Source organism: Streptomyces sp. 13-12-16, assembly GCF_002114215.1.
Taxonomy (GTDB): domain Bacteria; phylum Actinomycetota; class Actinomycetes; order Streptomycetales; family Streptomycetaceae; genus Streptomyces.
This window is the reverse complement of record NZ_NCTE01000819.1, coordinates 1-1,643: the sequence shown is the minus strand read 5'-3', so window position 1 is coordinate 1,643 and position 1,643 is coordinate 1. Positions and strand designations below refer to the sequence as shown.

Here is a 1,643-nt window from a genome sequence, read left to right as displayed (position 1 = left end):
ACCTCGCCGCCCGTGCCGCCGAACGCCTGCCCGCCACCGCGCAGGGCATCCGCGTCGCCGGCGACCCCGACGCGCTCGTGCGCACGGTCGCCGTCAGCGGCGGCTCGGGCGACAGCCTCTTCGACCACGTCCGGGCCGCCGGCGTGGACGCCTTCCTCACCGCGGACCTGCGCCACCACCCGGCCTCCGAGGCCCGCGCCCACAGTCCCCTCGCGCTGCTCGACGCGGCGCACTGGGCCACCGAGTGGCCCTGGTGCGAGCTGGCGGCAGCCCAGCTCGACGAGATCTCCGACCGCCACGGGTGGGACCTGCGGGTCCACGTCTCGAAGACGGTCACCGACCCCTGGACCGCCCACGCGGCGTCTCCCACCACCACCGACGACACATCTGGAGCCCCCAACTGAACGCCGCGCCCGCCGACCAGATCCGACTCCTCGACGTCCAGGACCTCGACGTCCGCCTCCAGCAGCTCGCGCACAAGCGGAGGTCGCTGCCCGAGCACGCCGAGATCGAGTCGCTGAACCGGGACCTCACCCAGCTGCGCGACCTGCTCGTCGCCGCGCAGACCGAGGAGAGCGACTGCGCCCGCGAGCAGACCAAGGCCGAGCAGGACGTCGACCAGGTGCGCCAGCGCGCCGCCCGCGACCAGAAGCGCCTCGACTCCGGTGCCGTCTCCTCGCCCAAGGACCTGGAGAACCTCCAGCGCGAGATCACCTCCCTCGCCAAGCGGCAGGGCGACCTGGAGGACGTCGTCCTGGAGGTCATGGAGCGCCGCGAGTCCGCGCAGGAGCGGGTCGCCGAGCTGACCGAGCGGGTCGGCTCCGTGCAGGGGAGGATCGACGACGCCACCGCGCGCCGGGACGCGGCCGTCGAGGAGATCGACGGCGAGGCGGCCTCGGTGACGAAGGAGCGCGAGGTCGTCGCGGCTTCCGTGCCCGCCCCGCTGCTGAGCCTGTACGAGAAGCTGCGCGAGCAGCAGGGCGGCATCGGCGCGGCGAAGCTGTACGCCCGCACCTGCCAGGGCTGCCGCCAGGAGCTCGCCATCACCGAGCTGAACGAGGTCCGTTCCGCCGCCCCCGACACGGTGGTGCGCTGCGAGAACTGCCGGCGCATCCTGGTGCGCACGTCCGAGTCGGGACTGTAAGGGGTCCTGGCGGTGCGGGAGTTCATCGTCGAGGCGGACGGCGGGTCGCGGGGCAACCCGGGGCCCGCGGGCTACGGGGCCGTGGTGGGTGACGCGGCGACGGGGGAGACCCTGGTGGAGGCGGCCGAGTACCTCGGTGTCGCCACGAACAACGTCGCCGAGTACCGGGGCCTGCTGGCCGGCCTGCGCGCCGCCCGTGAACTGGACCCGGAGGCACGGGTCCACGTCCGGATGGACTCCAAGCTCGTCATCGAGCAGATGACGGGCCGCTGGAAGATCAAGCACCCGGCGATGAAGCCGCTCGCGGCGGAGGCGGCGCGGGTCTTCCCGCCGGATCGGGTCACCTACGAGTGGATCCCGCGCGCCCGGAACAAGCACGCCGACCGCCTGGCCAACGAGGCGATGGACGCGGGCAAACGGGGCGAGGCGTGGTCGGCGGCGACCTCCCGCGCCGCCCTCGACATCCCCCGCCCCGAACCGTCGGGCCCCCCGGGCGACG

Annotated in this window: 3 protein-coding genes; all 3 read left to right on the top strand. The window is 74.0% G+C overall.

All coding sequences use genetic code 11. From position 1 onward, the window contains the following. A partial coding sequence (locus tag B7767_RS29650) for a Nif3-like dinuclear metal center hexameric protein (RefSeq protein ID WP_179167342.1) occupies positions 1–404 on the top strand: 404 nt, incomplete at its 5' end. Beyond that, on the top strand, positions 401–1,144 hold the full coding sequence (locus tag B7767_RS29645; RefSeq protein ID WP_085574842.1) for a zinc ribbon domain-containing protein: 744 nt from the start codon (positions 401–403) through the stop codon (positions 1,142–1,144). The genes B7767_RS29650 and B7767_RS29645, both read left to right, overlap by 4 nt. A gap of 12 nt (positions 1,145–1,156) precedes the next feature. Continuing rightward, positions 1,157–1,643: reverse transcriptase-like protein (locus B7767_RS29640; protein WP_143652693.1), on the top strand; the 487-nt coding region annotated here is incomplete at its 3' end.